8 protein-coding genes and 1 pseudogene are annotated in these 16,723 nt (G+C 43.3%); 4 read left to right on the forward strand and 5 right to left on the reverse strand.

Annotation, left to right across the window (positions count from 1 at the left end; translation table 11 throughout):
* Positions 1-573, forward strand: a pseudogene (locus ACIGBM_RS08805) (DNA polymerase III subunit gamma/tau); the annotation flags it as partial.
* A 232-nt stretch (positions 574-805) separates the two neighbouring features.
* Complete coding sequence (locus tag ACIGBM_RS08810) at positions 806-1,705, forward strand: LysR family transcriptional regulator (protein ID WP_057760292.1); 900 nt, start codon at positions 806-808, stop codon at positions 1,703-1,705.
* Positions 1,706-1,825: 120 nt separating this feature from the next.
* On the opposite strand, the gene ACIGBM_RS08815 is transcribed toward ACIGBM_RS08810, so the two are convergent.
* Together ACIGBM_RS08815 and ACIGBM_RS08820 are read right to left on the reverse strand one after the other, a co-directional pair.
* Entirely contained in the window at positions 1,826-3,007 is a 1,182-nt protein-coding gene (locus ACIGBM_RS08815; protein WP_397477473.1) for an aspartate aminotransferase family protein, read from the reverse strand.
* Between the two features lie 40 nt (positions 3,008-3,047).
* Positions 3,048-3,239, reverse strand: coding sequence for a DNA gyrase inhibitor YacG (locus ACIGBM_RS08820; protein WP_397477474.1), 192 nt, complete (start codon positions 3,237-3,239; stop codon positions 3,048-3,050).
* Between the two features lie 189 nt (positions 3,240-3,428).
* Between ACIGBM_RS08820 and ACIGBM_RS08825 the strand changes: the two genes are divergently transcribed.
* Positions 3,429-4,103, forward strand: coding sequence for an SAM-dependent methyltransferase (locus tag ACIGBM_RS08825; protein WP_397477475.1), 675 nt, complete (start codon positions 3,429-3,431; stop codon positions 4,101-4,103).
* Between the two features lie 134 nt (positions 4,104-4,237).
* Here ACIGBM_RS08825 and ACIGBM_RS08830 read toward each other — a convergent pair whose 3' ends face one another.
* Both ACIGBM_RS08830 and purD read right to left on the reverse strand, forming a co-directional pair.
* Positions 4,238-5,632: an AarF/ABC1/UbiB kinase family protein gene (locus tag ACIGBM_RS08830; protein ID WP_201580206.1), complete on the reverse strand. Its 1,395-nt coding sequence runs from the start codon at positions 5,630-5,632 to the stop codon at positions 4,238-4,240.
* Positions 5,633-6,081: 449 nt separating this feature from the next.
* Entirely contained in the window at positions 6,082-7,398 is a 1,317-nt protein-coding gene (gene purD / locus ACIGBM_RS08835) for a phosphoribosylamine--glycine ligase (protein ID WP_397477566.1), read from the reverse strand.
* A gap of 458 nt (positions 7,399-7,856) precedes the next feature.
* Between purD and ACIGBM_RS08840 the strand changes: the two genes are divergently transcribed.
* Positions 7,857-12,704 (forward strand): NAD-glutamate dehydrogenase, encoded by a 4,848-nt coding sequence (locus tag ACIGBM_RS08840; RefSeq protein WP_397477476.1) that lies wholly within the window; start codon positions 7,857-7,859, stop codon positions 12,702-12,704.
* Positions 12,705-12,828: 124 nt separating this feature from the next.
* On the opposite strand, the gene ACIGBM_RS08845 is transcribed toward ACIGBM_RS08840, so the two are convergent.
* Positions 12,829-16,719 (reverse strand): AAA family ATPase, encoded by a 3,891-nt coding sequence (locus ACIGBM_RS08845; protein WP_397477477.1) that lies wholly within the window; start codon positions 16,717-16,719, stop codon positions 12,829-12,831.
* Positions 16,720-16,723: the final 4 nt, after the last annotated feature.

The following is a 16,723-nucleotide window of genomic DNA, read 5'->3' on the forward strand; positions in this document are numbered from 1 at the left end:
GAGCCTGAACCAGTTGTTGAGCCTGAACCAGTTGTTGAGCCTGAACCAGTTGTTGAGCCTGAACCAGTTGTTGAGCCTGAACCAGTTGTTGAGCCTGGCGCAAATGATTCTCAGTTAACAGCACACTCTGATGAAGATCCACGCACATTGCTGCGTTGTCCACCTCAAGAAATGACAGGTGAGTGGAACCCAAAAAAATGGGACTACTGGTTACAAACTGCTCGTGAAAGCGAGGTATTGGCACAAGATGAGCTAGCACTAGCACGGCAAGGTACAATGACTGGACAATGCAATGGTAAAGCCACGTTTTTGACTAGTGTCGATAGTAAGCATTTGCAGGTCACTTTTCAGCAATTGTCATCTAAGCTACAACAGCAATTTACGCAAGCTGACATTGACTTGAAAATTGATAGTAGTATCATGCAGACCGAAGATAAAACCCCAGAGCGCCGACAGAAGAAACGTTTAGAGCAAGCGAAAACCGTTGCTGAAACCAAATTACTAAAAACACCAGTAATGCAGTATTTAACTGAACGCGGTGAGGGGAAAATGGGTAAAGTGCAGCTGTATTGAAATTTGGAGCATTAATTGCTCAAAATATCTAAAAGTATATTTATATATTGAACGTAGTTTTATATTAAATATCAAGGTGATAGCCATATATCACCTTGATATTTTTGTTTTTATTACGGGTCAAAATATATTTATCAAACAAGAGAGAACCATTTGATAACGATAAGATGAATCCAAAGTCGTTATAATGGTTAAGTTATATTAAAAACTGAAATGACGTTTAGGTGAGAATATGTTGGATAATTTACGCGGTATGGCTGTGTTCGCCAGTGTGGTCGGACATGGCTCTTTTAGTGGCTCAGCACGTGAGCTAGGTATTACAACCAGTGCAGTCAGTCAGCAAATTCGTTCGCTAGAGAACGAGCTTGGCGTGGTGTTGCTCCATCGCTCAACTCGTAAGCTAAGCTTAACAGAAGCTGGTGAGAGCTTTTATGAAGCGGCAAAAGATGTCGTCAGTGCAGCTGAGCAAGGGCGTATCAAAGTCAATCAATTGCGTGATGAGCTAGCAGGTAGCTTGCGTGTATCGACGACTCCTGAGCTTGGTGTCAATCACATACTGCCAGCACTCTCTACTTGGATGGCGGCACATGATGATTTAAGCGTCACTTATCTAGCTGACAATCATTATATTGATATGATTGACGAGCGTATTGATATTGCGATTCGCATGAGTCCATCGATTAATGATTCTAGTCTGAGCAGTCATCCATTGACTGATGTGCGCCAACTGTTGGTTGCTTCACCTCAGTATCTACGTCAGCACAGTAAGCTAAATACGCCTAAAGATTTGGCTGAGCATCAATTAATCTGTATTGAAATCATGAAAGATGCAAATCAGATTGATATGATTCAGACTGAAACTGGCAAAAAAACGCGTGTCAAAATGAACTCACGTATCTATACCAATAATGTATTCATGGCAACGACGTTGGCTAAAGAAGGTCACGGTTTGGTTAGAATGTTAGAAATGGACGTCAAAAAAGAGCTTGAGAGCGGTGAGCTGGTAGAAGTGTTGACTGGCTATCAATTACCAAGCTTTGTGCTATATGCGGTCACTTTAAATCGAGACCAACAGCCAGCTAAAATCACTCGTTGCCTAGAAGTACTGAAAAAATACTTCCATGCGAATTAAGTGTTGTTCTCACTACGCACGAAACGTTTTTAGTTAGCAATAAGCAGTTAGCAAAAAGCCTATAGATAATGAATCATCTATAGGCTTTTTTATTGTCTATTATTAACGTTGAAGCATGCTTTAAAATGATGGCTTTAGTAGATTGATTAAACGCTCAGCGACTTGTGTGCTTTCATCACGGCTCATGTTAAGCGGCGGTAGCAAACGCACAACATGACCACCCGTCACATTAATAATCAGCTTTTGCTCATCACGGGCACGATCTACCAGTTGGCTACAATCCATATCTTCAGGTAGCGCGATACCAATCATCATACCTGCACCGCGACTACTAACGCCATGTTGGCCAAATGTATCAACGATACTTTCTCTAATGAATAAACCCTCAGTCACTGCGTTTTCCATGATATTACTATTTGCTAGCACGTCGTATACGCTATGTACTACGCGGCTGGCCAATGGCGTACCACCATAAGTAGACCCATGGCTACCAGCACCAAACAGACCATTGGCACGGCCGCGTACCATGCACGCACCGACTGGGAAGCCATTACCTAGACCTTTGGCTGTCGTCAACACATCAGGACGAGCATTGCTGTGTTGATAAGCAAAGTATTTACCCGTACGGCCATTACCTGTTTGCACTTCATCCAGCATAAATAACCAGTTATGAGCGTCACATTCCGCTTGTAACTCTTCAAGATAAGTGAAGCCATTGGCTGCAGTATTCAAGCCACCTTCGCCTTGGATTGGCTCTACGAAGATAGCGCAGATATCATCATGTTCTTGAGCAGCTTGTTTGATAGCGTCGATATCGCCAAATGGCACACGAATAAAGTCCTCATCTAGCGTATAAAACCCTTCACGTGCTTTTGGATTTGCAGTAGCTGATAAAGATAATAACGTACGACCATGGAACGACTGCTCCATTACGATAACTTTTGGACGTTTAAAACCTTGCTTGTACGCGTATAAACGTGCCAGTTTTAATGCAGCTTCATTGGCTTCGGCGCCGCTATTGGCAAAAAACACACTGTCCATTTGGGCGGCGGTACACAGTATCTCTCCAGCACGCTCTTGCCAATCAATGCCAAACAAGTTGCTCGTATGAATTAACGTACCTGCTTGCTGCTGAATCGCGTCAGTGACTTGTGGATGACAGTGTCCTAAGCCGCATACCGCAATACCAGTCAAGGCATCTAAGTAAGGCGTGTCATCTTTGGTATAGAGCCAACTGCCTGCACCGCGTGTAAAGCTGATTGGTTGACGATTATAAGTGGGCATCAGGTAAGTAGCAGACATGTAAAGCATCCTTGGTATAATAATTGAGTAAGAGTGTGGGTTATAGCTCGTCAGAAAAAGGCGTGGTTTCTGCAGGTAAGGTGTAGTCTTCGTTCGCCCAAGCACCTAAGTCGATCAGCTTGCAGCGACTGCTACAAAACGGCTTATATTTATTGTCTTGCCAGGCCGTCTGAGTACCGCAACGTGGACAAGGGTAGGTCTTTGGGAGTGTATTTGCAGTAGAGTCAGTCATAAGAAAAGAGCAATGTCCTAAATGTTATTAGTATAGGTTGCATACGACACAAGCATAAAACGCATCCGTCATTTAAATTACGACGAAACGAGGCGTACTTGCTATCGCTGTATTACTATTCAATTGGATTGACTATATAATAGCATGGGGCCGAATAATGACAAAAGACAAATGCTTTAAGGATAATAGATGACCGACAATATTGATCTCACGCATCAGCAAGAGCGTGCCTTTCAACCACAAAAACTATCAGCACCGCGTGACTTTATTATTCCAAATATCATCAATGACAATAAAAATGAAAAACCGTTGATGCTAGAGATTGGGGCAGGGAAGGGTAAGCATGCACTTAGCTTTGCCGCACAAAATCCTGATAGGCATCTGATAGCCATTGAACGCACGCGTAATAAATTTGAAGCATTCTCAAAATTAGCCACTATACAAAATTTATCAAACCTAGATGCGATTCATGCGGATGCGATTGCATGGACAGTGCATGCCATTAAACCAAACAGCTTGGCTAAAATCTTCATTCTTTATCCCAATCCCGAACAGCACAATCCAAATCAGCAATGGTTGAACATGCCTTTTTTTGAGTTTCTACTATCACGCTTGCAGGTGGGAGGAGAAGTGATATTAGTGACTAATATCGAATCCTATATGGACAATGCAGAACACCAAGCAACTAAAGTGTGGTGCCTACCATCAACACGTTCTCGAGTACCAGCGACCAGTCAGCGCACTCATTTCGAAGTGAAATACCTTGCCCGACAAGAAGTGTGTTGGGAGCTAAGTATTCGTAAGCCGAAGTGGTATAAAACAAGATTTGACGATTGGCAGGTAAGTGCTATAAGCGAAGAATAATAGCCTAAGTAAATATAGGGCTTATGTCAGTAATATACAGTAAAGTTAGTAATACTAGATATAAAATAGCCTAAGCAGGTAAAATCGAAAAATTGAAAAGCCGTCACTAAAAGACGGCTCAAAATTTGCACGGTTTATAAATAAGGTTTTACAAGACTATTAGAGTTGGTATGCGCATCTAAAACAGTTAAAAAGGTATATGCACCAATAAACTTGCGGCTAATAAACATGAATTCTTTTGGTGGCAGATTAAATTCAAAGGACTGCATTGCACGTGTGGCCGTAGTAGATAGGCGTGAATGTAGTTTACTGTTGGCCCAAATATAGCGATCCTGCTCATCTAAACATTCGCTAGGGATATTGGTGTTTTTCTCAGGATCACTAAAAGGCTCGGTAGCAAGTAAAAATAACGAGGCAATATCTGAACGTACTTTATTACTCATGCTATCGAAAAAGTCATATCCTTTCATAGCAAGGCTCATTGCTTGCTGATCATGGCGATATCCTGCGCGTAGTAGACCACGGGCAATCGTTAACAAGTTGCCATCAAACTGACGAATCGCTCCAAAATCTAGCAAAACTAATCTATCGATATCTTCTTCGTTTTCGCTCACACGCACCAGATAATTACCAAAGTTGGGATCGGTCTGCATCTCACCCCATACAAAAATCTCTTGCATCATGATTTCAATGGCCGCTTGACCAATGGCATTTCGGCGTTCATGAGGTAGTAATTGCAATGCTTCCGAGACCACAGTGATACCTGGCTCGTATGACATACATAGCAGACGTTTTTTAGAATAAGTGCGATTAATCTTAGGCACGATATAGCGCGGATCATCAATTAAACGCTCATAAAAACGCTCTGTCGTAGCCGCTTCCGCTTCATAATCAACTTCGTGATGGAGTAGGTCACGTATTTCCTCAAACCAAGCATCGAGTGCGCGTGTTTGAGGAACGATATTACTTACTTTTAACAATCGTTTGAACAAGGCAAGATCAGAGTTGATAGCATCTGCCACACCTGGATACTGAATTTTTAACACAACTTGTTCGCCAGTGGCGAGCACGGTCGCACGATGAACTTGGGCAAGAGAAGCAGTTCCAATGGGAACAGGATCAATGTCTAGCTCGTTTAGTTTGTTGCCCAGTAACTGGCGTAATGTTTGCTCAATCGTCGGCCAAGTCAATGTCGCCGTGTCATCATTAAGAGTTTGCAAAGCGCGTGTGATCTCTGGCGGCAGTATATGCTCACCATAAATCGCTAGCATTTGACCAATCTTGACGACCGAACCTTTCAATTTACCTAGCTCTGAGGCCAGATAATTTGCCTGCGTTTCCATAAACGCCTGATTACGTGCAGTACGTGCTTCTTTATTTAAGAACATACCAGACACGCTATTACCCGCCCAACGACGACCAATATTCAAAGAAGTTTTTGCAATCGACATACGACGATCAAACCCTGAGGTTTTTAGGCTATCGATTGATTGCTTGTTGCTAAAAGGTTTAGACGTATCATTTGCCATAAGTATAATCATTCATCCAATTGGTATTGATTTGCGGGTTCGAAACCTACAATACAAGGGAGACGTGATGCACAGGTACAAAATTGTATCATATAAAGCGCGTTGGTTTTATGAGCCTGAGCTGGCCATTGATAGTTACTTTGTAAGCCAATATCTAGCGGTAACTATTGATAAATAGGTGCTTACTAATTTGAGTATGATTAATAAATAGCTAGAATTTTCTAGCAAGTCTACTGACTATTAAAACTTAGTGAAATCTATTTATAGCCAATAGGTCAGTATCAAAAAGATAATAAAAAATAAGACCTAGCATGATGCTAGGTCAAATAATGATGTAGAGCTATAAAATACAGAAATACTATTAATCAAACATATTGAGCAAAACCTTCGCATTATCTAAAATATTGCCCAAGACGTTACTCAATATGTTTTTTAGTATGCCTTAGCTGCTAAGCATTTTCGCGAGTGATGGCATGGTGACCAATATCACGGCGATATTGCGCACCATCGAAGCTAATAGCAGCAGTGACTGCTAATGCTGCTTGTTGAGCATCAGAAATACTATCTGCTAGCGCAGTTACACATAAGACGCGTCCGCCATTTGTGACGACTTCTTTATCATTATCGTTAGAAAATGCCGTGCCCGCATGGAAAACTTTAACAGCATTGTCATTATTAGGATCTAGTTCTGGCAAGCCAGCAATCACATCGCCTTTAGACGAAGTTTCAGGGTAGCCTTTTGATGCGACGACAATACCTAGAGCAGGGCGCGCATCCCATTTGGCTTCACTAGGTAACTGACCTGCCAAACCTTGTGCGACCAAATCCACCATTGATGACTGCAAACGCATTAAAATAGGCTGCGTTTCTGGATCACCAAAGCGGCAATTGAACTCGATGACATACGGATCGCCTGCCTTATCAATCATAAGACCAGCGTATAAGAATCCAGTATAAGGATGGCCTGCATTTTTCATAGCATCGACTACTGGTTGAATCACTTGCTGCATAACTTTGTTATGAACATCGCTGGTAACAACTGGAGCAGGGGAGTAGGCACCCATACCGCCAGTGTTTGGACCAGTATCACCTTCAAAAGCACGTTTGTGATCTTGGCTGGTTGCCATTGGCAAGATGTTGTCACCATCAATCATACAGATAAAGCTGGCTTCTTCACCCTGTAAAAACTGCTCGATAACCACGCGGCTGCCAGCATCACCGAACTTGTTGTCCGCTAGCATATCGTCGATAGCTTCATGTGCTTGTTCGATCGTTTCAGCGACGATCACACCTTTACCTGCAGCAAGACCATCTGCTTTGATAACGATAGGCGCGCCTTGCTCATCGACATAGGCTTTTGCAGCGACTGCGTCGGTAAAACCTTGATAAGCAGCGGTTGGGATATTGTTTTGCTCCATGAACTCTTTAGCAAAAGTTTTTGAGCCTTCTAACTGTGCACAGTAAGCTGTTGGGCCCCATGCTTTGATACCTACATCACGACAAGCATCAACAATACCCGTAACCAAAGGCGCTTCTGGACCAACAATTACCATGTCGATATCGTTATTTTGACAAAAGGCGATAACAGCACTATGCTCGCCTGCGTCAGCGTCGGTAGACTCTAGCGTAACGTTTTGGCATTTAGGCTCAAGGGCGGTGCCAGCATTGCCAGGAGCGATGTAGACATTTTTTACATTGTCATCTTTTGCACATTGCCATGCCAATGCGTGTTCGCGACCACCTGAGCCAACCACCAAAATATTCATCATACCTTTTGCCCTTAGCATTAAAGTTAATAGTGAGCGAGTCGTACGCTCTTAAATATGTTGGCATATTCTAACAAAAAAACGCCTTCAATTACCATGAGTATCCGCCTGCCAGCACCGAAACATCCATATCGATGTCCAAAACCGCATTGTCTCATTAGTAAAGGTTATCGACACATCGCTGATTCATGAAATGATGTTGTACACTTTAGCTCGCGCCTTATGTGCGTTACACTTCACTATATTGGTAGTATTAAATTCTGATGGCTACATATTAATAAAAAATAAGAGCAAAAAAGGAGAAAATTTCTAACTGTTATAAAAATAAAATAAGTCGCGTGAATGGAAATACTGCACCGTTGCACCAATGATGAATATGCAGTAACAGTAGTCAATCTAAATCGATAAACTTAAATAAATAAATGTTAAACCAAATCTATAAAAAAAGGACGCAGGAAATGCCAAACTCCCTCAGTATCGCAAAAGAGCGCATTAGCCAGATAAGCGATATTGCTACCAGTTATGTACAAAAAGACAAATCGCTATTTGATCATTTTATTCATAGCTATTATCAGCCGCTGCATCAAGAAACTGCAGAGGCGATTAGTAATGCTGACTTGGCGGGCATGGCGCTACATCACTTTACACTACTCAAAGCTTACGACGGCAGCAAGCCGCAGCTGACAGTACTAAACCCAGCAGCAGAAGAGCAGCACTTTCACAGCTCGCACACTGTCATTCAAATCGCAGCTTATGATAGACCATTCTTAGTTGATACGATTTTAATGAGCCTAGAAGCTGAAGGTATCGATGTTCATCGTACTTACAACATCATTATCAGTGTTGAGCGTGATGACAATGGTGATATTACGCATATCGAAGGCGCACATGAAAGTGCCACCTCACATATGTCATTGATTCATTGTGAAATTGCTTACCAAGACAACGAAGACTTGGAAGCGCTGCAACAGATGCTTATGTCAAAAATTGACACGCTTGATACAGTCGTTGGTGACTGGAAACAGATGCGTGCACAGCTAAACGACATCAAAACTGAGCTTTCAACTAAGCCGCTACCAGAAGTATTCTACTCACAACAAGAAATCCAAGCGTTTTTAGATTGGATCTTAGACGATCACTTTATATTCTTAGGTTATCGTGAATACCGCTTGGAAGGTGGTCAGTCTATCGAAGTGACTTCTGAGTCGACCGATTTAGATTTATTTGCGATTGGTAACAGTGGTCTGGGTCTATTACGTGGTTCTGAGAAAGACAAGCTATCAGAAAGCTTTAGCCAGTTGCCTAGAGGCTTAAAGCAATTATTAACTGAGCCACGCGTGTTAATGCTGTCTAAATCAAGCCGTGTATCACCTGTGCATCGTTCAGTATATATGGACTTTTTGGGCATTCATAAGTTCGACGATAACGGTAACCTAATTGGTGAATACCGCTTTATCGGTTTGCTTACGTCACAAGCCTATCAGCTGACTGTACAGCAAATACCGCTATTGCGAGAAAAAGCCAATAAAATCATGGCGATGGCAGACTTGCCACGTGACGGTCATGCTCATCATAAGATGATGCATGTGATTAATACCTTACCGCGTGATGATTTGTTCCAAGCCAGCGTCGAAGAGCTATACCCAATTGTTTCAGGCATTACTCAACTACAAGACAAAAAGAGCTTACGTCTATTTAGTCGTATCGACCATTATCAGCGTTTTGTCTCGTGCTTGGTCTATATCCCGCGTGATAAGTTCAACACCGAGCTACGTATTAAAGTACAAAACGTCCTAAAAGACGCCTATAACGGTATGTCTTCAGGATTTACCACTGAGTTCAACGAATCAGCACATGCTCGTGTGCACGTCCACGTACGTACCGTGCCTGGTCAGGTAAATGACGTCAATATCGCTACACTTGAAGCCAAATTATCAGCACTCATGCAATCATGGGATGATAATTATCAAAAAATGCTCCTCGACAATGTGGGTGAGCAACAAGCCAATGCTTTAAATCGTCGCTTCTTAAACTATATCCCTGCTGCCTACCAAGAGCGTTTTGATGCTCGTACCGCAGTCGAAGACACGAAGCGTCTGGCAGGACTGACCGCAGAGCAACCAATGCTTTGGCACTTATACCAGTCGACAGGCGATGCACGTAACCAGCTCCACCTAAAGTTATACGGTCGCGAGCAGCCGGTTATCTTGTCAAAAGTGCTACCAATACTTGAAAACTTTGGTGTGTCAGTTATCTCAGCACAGACTTATGAGTTTGACTTGCCAGAGCAGCCTATCTGGATGCAAGAGTATGAGCTGACCCTTGAGCATGTTGATACGGTCAATATGCAAGTCGTGCGTGGTCAGTTCGAAGACAGTCTAAAACAAATCTGGGCAGGTCGCGTTGAAAGCGATTCATTCAATGAATTGGTACTAACGACCAAGCTCGATACTTATGATGTCGTCGTATTGCGTGCACTGTCTCGCTATATGCTGCAAGCACGTGCGCCATTCTCTAGTGCTTATATTCAGCAAACTGTGGTCAAAAACAGTGATATCAGTGTCGCGTTAGGTAGTTTGTTTGATGCACGCATGAATCCTAAGTATAGCCTCGATACGCGTCAAGAAAAGGCTGCTACCATTCAAGAGCAAATCACAGCGGCGTTAGCAGATGTCGATAGCCTAGATGAAGATCGTATCTTGCGCTGGTACTTAGATTTGATCAATGCAATGGTGCGCACCAACTTCTATCAAGTCGATAGCGATGGTCAACGCAAAGATCGTCTGTCATTTAAGTTCTTGGCAGCAGACATTCCAAACTTGCCTAAACCAAAGCCAATGTTTGAGATATTTGTGTATTCACCACGCGTCGAAGCTGTGCACTTACGTGGCGGCAAAGTCGCTCGTGGTGGTCTGCGCTGGTCCGATCGTATGGAAGATTTCCGTACCGAAGTACTTGGCCTTGTCAAAGCGCAGATGGTCAAAAACGCAGTAATCGTCCCTGTAGGTTCTAAAGGCGGCTTCATTGTAAAAACCAAGAGCATGGCTGATGGTCGTGAGGCGTTCCAAGCAGAAGGTATCGCTTGCTATCAAACATTCTTACGCGGCATGCTTGATGTCACAGACAATATTGTAGATGGCAACATCGTCCCGCCAGCCAACACGGTACGTCATGATGAAGACGACCCGTACTTGGTTGTTGCAGCAGACAAAGGTACAGCTACCTTCTCTGATATAGCCAACGCGCTAGCAGCAGAGTACAACTTCTGGCTAGATGATGCCTTTGCTTCAGGTGGTTCAGTAGGTTATGACCATAAAGCAATGGGTATCACTGCTCGCGGTGGTTGGGAGTCGGTTAAACGTCACTTCCGTATGCGCGGTATGGACATCCAAAACCGTGATGACTTTACCGTTGTCGGTATTGGTGACATGAGTGGGGATGTATTCGGTAATGGCATGTTGCTATCAACGCATACTAAGCTCGTTGCTGCCTTTAACCATTTGCATATCTTTATTGATCCTAATCCAGATACGGCGGCCTCATATGCTGAGCGCGCACGTTTGTTTGAATTACCACGCTCATCATGGGCAGATTATGAAGCATCATTGATCAGTCAAGGTGGTGGTATATTCTCACGTCAAGACAAAACCATCGCTATCAGTCCTGAAATGAAATCGCTCTTTGATATTAGTGAAGACAGCCTTGCACCGAATGATTTGATCAGTGCGTTACTACGAGCACCCGTCGATCTTATCTGGAATGGTGGTATCGGTACTTATGTCAAAAGTGCAAACGAAACGCATGCTGACGTGGGCGACCGTGCGAATGATTCGCTGCGTATCGATGGTAATGAGCTACGTGCAGCCGTCGTTGGTGAAGGTGGTAACTTAGGTCTAACCCAACAAGGTCGTATCGAGTACGCTCAAACGGGCGGACGTATCTATACAGATGCAATCGATAACTCAGGCGGTGTTAACTGTTCGGATCATGAAGTCAATATCAAAATCCTACTTGGCAAAGTGGTCGAGCAAGGCGACATGACACTGAAGCAACGTAATGAGCTGCTTGAGAGTATGACTGACACCGTAGCAGAACTGGTATTACGTCAAAACTACTTGCAACCACAAGCGATTGAGCTGAGCCATATCCGCGCAGCAGCCAATCTGAGTGATCATCAGCGCTTTATTCAGATGCTAGAGAGTGAAGGGCGTCTGGATCGTGCGATTGAGTATCTACCATCAGATGAAGAAATTGCGAAGCGTCAAAAAGCGGATACTGGTCTGACCAATCCTGAGCTGGCAGTGGTCTTGGCTTATGGCAAGATGTGGGTTTATGACAATCTATTATTGTCTGATTTACCAGATGATCCGTACTTTATCAATGAGCTACGTAAGTACTTCCCAGATGAACTTGCTTCACGCTTCTTCGATGAGATGACTGAGCACCGTTTGCATCGCGAGATTATCAGTACTTACTTGACCAACAGTGTGGTCAACCGTTTAGGTATTGAAGCGCTATTCCGTCTCTTTGAGGAAACCGATCAATCACTAGCCACTATCGTACGTGGTTATGCGATTAGCCGTGATGTATTCAACGTATCGCGCGCTTGGAAAGCACTTGAAGCCCTAGACAATCAAGTTGAGGCGACGTTACTGCTGAACCTTGAGCTACGTCTACGTGATTCACTGGAGCGCGGTGTGGTCTGGTTCATCAACGCCTTTGGTCAAAATTTGCAAGTCGCTGATATGATTAGCCGCTTTAGTGAAAGTGTAGAAAAACTGACCAAGCCAAGTGGTTTTATCGAGCAGCAATTTGCTCAATATCTGCAAGAAGATACCAAGCGCTTGATGCAAAAAGAGCTGTCTGATAATGACGCTACGCTATTTGCGATGCTACCGTACCATGTCGATGCACTTGATGCTGCATTGCTTGCTGAGCAATACGAGCGTCCTGTTGATGAGATTGCAACTTTATACTTTGAAGCTTATCAAGTATTGCAATTAGACTGGATGATGGAAAATATTGCGAGCCTACCACAGCAAGACTATTGGGATCGCCGTGCTCGCCATGCGTTAGTGAACGAGCTGTCACGCAGCTTGCGTCTATTGATGGATGCGGTACTCTCAAAACCAGATGCTAAGCAAGCATTTAGTGAATGGAGAGCAAGACACGTCGATCAGCTTGCAGCAGTCACCACAGAGATGAACAAGTTAGATGAGCTGCATAGCAACGATGAAGAAGGTCAAATCGGTCTTTCAACGTTGTCCGTATTGATGAGTGAGCTTAGTGGTTTAGTTACTAAATAATGAAGTAATATCAACCCGAAACTGTCTCACAAAAAAACCACCGTTCTTCATGTTCGGTGGTTTTTTATTGTTTAAACAAAATGGATTAATTGAAAGTAAACATTATTGAAATTACTAACCTAACTTATGATGCTTTTTCACTGAAAATCTTATGACACCCTTGACCACTAATTCGGCTAAATCCACCCGAGAGCTTTTCGACTTTAATTTGGGTTAAAATGCGATCTTTTAGCGCCTGAACATGGGATATCACCCCGATTAATTTACCTTCTTGCTGTAGATTGGTCAGCGTATCAAGCGCAATGTCTAAAGATTCCTCATCCAATGTACCAAACCCTTCATCCAAAAATAGCGAATCTACCCGAATATTTTGACTGGCCATCTGTGAGAGTCCTAATGCTAACGCTAGGCTAATGATAAAACCTTCGCCGCCTGAGAGGTTTTTAGTACTACGAATTTCACCACCTTGATAGTTATCAATCACATTTAGCTCAAGTGGACTGTTATCATCACGAGCCAGCAAATAGCGATCGCTCATTTTTTGCAGCTGTGTATTGGCGTGAGTGACCATAAGGTCAAAAGTAAGCCCTTGAGCAAAAGTACGGAACTTTTTGCCATCAGATGAGCCAATCAATTTGTGCAGTTGTTGCCAAACTTGCAGTTTATCTTTTTGGGCATTAATGGCATTAATCTGCGCCTGTTGGGTGGTTTTCTTATCTTCATTGTCTTTTAGGCGCTGACTGATTGCACCGATTGACTCAATTCGTTTGTTAAACTCATCTTGAGCTTGTGATTGCTGTTGGACAAGCGTTTCTCTATCGTCTACCGTTAGCGGATTAGCTTGTTTATCTGCAAGTGCTTTTTTGGTTTCTTCCAATAAAGACTGCGCTTGTTTTAGCGCGTAATCGATATGCTGCTGCTGCTGTCTAAGTGCGTTACGCTCATCTATGGGTAAGCGCGCCGCCAAAAATTCTGCGTCCGTATCAAAGCTGGAGGTGGCAAGTGCGTTATTAAATGCGGTATGTTGCGTTTCTAAGGTTTGCGTAGCTGCTTCGATACGATGGGCTAAGTTTTCTTGCTGCTTTATGAGCTGTTGCAAATTATACGTCTCTTTATCCAGTTGTCGTTGGGCAACACTGTGCGCTTCTTGTGCTTGCTCTAGAATGTCTCTAAGCGTACGCTCAGCTGCTTCTAAGTCAGCCGCCTCAAAAACCTCTGCGCGTTCGTCTTGAAACTGGGTTAGTGCAGCTATTTGTTTATTCTTCGCTTGCATTAGACTGTTAAGCGAATCGGTATCTTTTTTGAGCTGTGCTTCTTTATTCTCAATATATGCTTTTATGCGTTCAAGGTCGGTCTGTATTGTCTGCTGTTTGTCCTTATCTTCAGCGAAAGCGTCTTTTAGCTGTACGAGGGCGCGGCGCTGCTGACGTAGTTCTTCAAGATAACTATCATAATCTGCATTGCTCAGAATTTTCTGTTGTTTAATGCTAGCCGATAACAACTGTAGGTTATCGGGCGCACGTTGCAAGGTGCTCAGCGCCTCTGTCGGATAGCTACTGGCAGCATAAGGGTCAATACGCTGCAAAATAGCGGTAATGAGCGTTTGTAGTTCAGCAAAGTTCTCTGTGATTTTATTATCAATACCCGTTACATTACTTTCGGTAATGGTGATTTTGTATCTCTGCTCAGTGATATCATTTGCTAGTACTTGCTGGTCTTGTGACGCCGTCTCTAGCGTCTTACGCAAACGGCTCATATCTTCAAGAAGTCTGTCGTAGAGTGCTAACGAATCTTTGATACGGTCTTTATATGTCGCTAATTTGGTTTTGCTGGCGGTAAGCACTGGCACGATATCGTTATCACTACCCAACGCCAGTAACGGTTGTATCAAGTTGGCAATAGTACTGTCAGCTAAGTTTTCATCATTCATCTGCTGGCTGATGACATACAGCAGTTCTGTTATGGCGGTATCATGCTGCTGTATTTGCGCAGTGAGTTCGGCTTGCTGATTTTTTTTACTCGCAAGCGTGCTTTGTTTACTTGCCTGCTCAATCTGCTGGGCAGTGATACTTTTATTCAGCTCGGTAATTTGTTCATCTAAAACACTAACATACTGAGCTAATTGGGAGTTTTCGTCATCGGGTAAAAGGTGTGGGTGATTTTGAGCGTAAGGGTGCTCAAGCGCGCCGCATAGAGGACAAGGTGTACCGTCTTGTAAATCGGCAATATAGTTCTCTAGCGCCGTGACCTTTTGTTGTAGTTGTAGCTGATTCAATTTGTCTTGGCGCTTTTCTTGCGTATTTTTGAGGCTTGCTTTTTTCGTTGTAATCAATTTTTCATAGCCATTGACTTCACTCTCTAGCTGCTCGATGTGACTCACGATTTGTATCACTTGTGCGTTAAGGTCACGGCGCTGCTGGTCATGAAAGCGCAGCTGATCGAGCTGCTGGCTAGTGCTGTCTATCTGCTCTTGTGTCTCACGCATCTGTGTGACCGATTGCGCTTGAATCAGCTCGCTTTGTGCTTTTTTTAGTGCGATTAATTGCTTTTGGGTGGCTTCATTTTTATCACTTTGTGCTTGTTGGCGTTGCTGTTGTACTACCAATGCGGTTTTGTATTCTTCTAATTCACGTGTTTGGCGTATCTTGTCTTGCGAAAGCACTGAATTTTGATGTATTACCGCTTTTAGGCGACTGCACTTTTCATCAAAAATGGCAATATCGCCGTCTAAATAGCTTAAATTATCCGTACCGGTAAGTTTTTCGGTCAATTGCGCATGTTGATTTTCTTTTTCTGTGGCGGTGCTTTTTTGCGCAGCAATATTTTCAAGCAGTTGCTCAGTTTCTGCCTGAAGTGTGTCATGTCTGATACGTATATCGTTTAAAGCGAGACGCTGCTGGGCAATTTCGTTGTCGAGGTCACGTGCTTTCTGAATTTTCGGCCGTGCGATTTGCATTGTGTTTTCTGCATCTTGGCGCTGTGTTAGTTGCTTCTCTAGCTGTGTGCGAGCGCTTTGTGTAAGTGCTTGCTGCTTAGGTAAGTCATACTCAAGCTGCGCTTTTTCTCGATTTAATTCGCTAACATGCTTGCGGGTAGATGATAACTCACCAAACTGACTGTCAATCTCCAATGCTTTATTAGCAGCGGTTAAGCGTTTAGCACTAGGGATAAAGTCTTGCTGCGCTTGCTGAGCCTGCACCAAGTCACTTTGATAAATATTCAGTTTTTCTTTTGACTCTGTCACGCTATCTAGCCACTTTATCTTTTCGGCCAAATCTTGAATGGTCTGCTGCTGTTCACTTTGGGCACTTTGATACGACTGTAAATCGGCTTTTAACTGATTTTCTTCATCGGTATTTAAGAGCATCAACCCGTCTAAACCGTATTGCAGCTTATTAAGAATTTCTTCCTCAGTACGTTTCTTATCATGAACCTGTGTTGATATAGTCGCGTAAATATCAGTGCCCGTAATTTTCTCTAAAATATCTGCGCGTTCATCAGCCTTTGCCTTTAGAAATGCTGAAAAACTGCCCTGAGCTAGTAATATAGAGCGAGTGAACTGCTGAAAATCCATCCGAGTCAGTTCAATGATCTTGTTTTTGGTATGTTTTAAGGTGCTCTCTAGCAGATCATCCTCTTTTGACGAGTCATCAACGTTTATCTTAGCAATTTCGTGAGTCGCATCTTGCAGATTGCCGTCTGCTTTATTGTAAGCACGGCGCTGTCCCCAGCGGCAGCGATACTGCTCGCCATTTAAGTCAATCACTACTTCAGCGAAACACTCTGCCGTCTGTCTCGTCATCACCTCATTGCTGCTCTTACTGATACTATTAATCCTTGGCGTCTCACCATATAGCGCTAAGCAAATAGCATCCAATATGGTTGTCTTGCCAGCACCAGTCTGTCCTGTGATAGCAAAGATGCCTTCATTGGTAAAGGCAGTATCAGCAAAATCAATATGCCATTCACCTTTTAGGGAGTTGAGGTTTTTTAGTCTGAGTTCGATTAGGCGCATGGAT

Origin of the sequence: Psychrobacter sp. NPDC077938 (genome assembly GCF_044542635.1) — a bacterium.
Taxonomy (GTDB): domain Bacteria; phylum Pseudomonadota; class Gammaproteobacteria; order Pseudomonadales; family Moraxellaceae; genus Psychrobacter.